1 protein-coding gene is annotated in these 1,209 nt (G+C 29.3%); it reads right to left on the bottom strand.

Features of this window, described 5'->3' with window-relative positions; genetic code table 11:
• Window positions 1-7 precede the first annotated feature (7 nt).
• Window positions 8-985 carry an IS110 family transposase gene (locus tag Q1B37_RS24170; protein WP_299903339.1) on the bottom strand — a complete coding sequence of 326 codons (978 nt, stop codon included), beginning with the start codon at window positions 983-985 and terminating at the stop codon, window positions 8-10.
• Window positions 986-1,209 lie beyond the last annotated feature (224 nt).

Here is a 1,209-nt window from a genome sequence, read left to right on the forward strand (position 1 = left end):
CTGATTTCTATGACAAAACCAAATTGTTTTTATAAGCAGTTTGGTTTTTTATTATAGCAAAGATTCTATGAATAATTTTATTTCTCACTGCGTTAAGTACACTCATTTTATTTTTACCTTCTTTTACTTTTTTCACATAATATTTTCTTAGATCGTTGTCTAGTCTTATAGCGCTCATTGCAGCCAAGTGTAGAATACTTTTGAGTTCTTTATCCGCAAACATCGATAATTTGGGTTTTCGATATATAGAGGATCCTGATTGATATTCAAAAGGTACTACTCCAGCAAAACAAGCAAATTTTCTTGGGTTTGTAAATTTTGAAAAACCTTCTGTTTTCCCAATTATAGTCCAAGACAATACATTACCAACTCCAGGAATGGTTTTAATTAATTGTTGTTGATTTTTAAGTTTCTGATCTGATTCAATAATATCGTTTATTTTGTGTTCTATCTTTTTAATTTGTTTTTCTAAGGCTTTGACTTGTTGTTTATTTAAGGCTAACAATTCTTTATCCAATCCTAAGGTTTTCATTAGTTTATAATCATTCTGTCTAGCCAAAAGCTGTCTTTTGGTTTTGATTCTAGAATTACGCTCTGATAATAAAACCTTAAGACATTGAATGTTCCTAGCAGTAGGTTGCCAAGCTGTAAGTTCTGCTTTGTTTTTCTGAACAAATTGACAAATTCTAAGAGCATCTATTTTATCGTTTTTACCTCTAACTAATCCTAAGCTTTTGCTTAAATGTAAAGGTGATATTACATATACTTCAAATGAAAACTGTTCTAAGGCTTCATAGATATACCAGTTATATCTTCCTGTATTTTCCATAGCTATAATGGTTTTTGTATCATCATACGCTTTTAAAAATTTCACAATACTTTTAACCTTGTTTTCAATTGTAGCATAATGAACTTGTTTATGCTCAATAACACTCAAGTCTAATGTTCTACTACTTACATCAATACCAATAACTGTCTTTTTCATAACTTTGTTTTTAAGTGAAAATGAATAGAGAAAATTCATCAATTGCTTAACTCCTTGATAATAGGTATTACCTAAATTTCTATATGAGCCTTTTGATGAAAAGGGAAACAAAAGTCTAAATCAGCTTATAAGTCTTAAAACTTAGAGCCTTGTCATAGGTTACTTTTGTTTCCTTTCTCTTTCATAAATATCTAAAAAACAAATCTAAAGGAGCTTGTCGAAGT

The organism is uncultured Aquimarina sp. (assembly GCF_947492965.1).
Taxonomy (GTDB): Bacteria; Bacteroidota; Bacteroidia; order Flavobacteriales; family Flavobacteriaceae; genus Aquimarina.

Bases quoted from the DNA above. Each gene is read 5' to 3' on its own strand.
- Q1B37_RS24170 (WP_299903339.1), bottom strand. From the start codon at position 985: ATGAAAAAGACAGTTATTGGTATTGATGTAAGTAGTAGAACATTAGAC.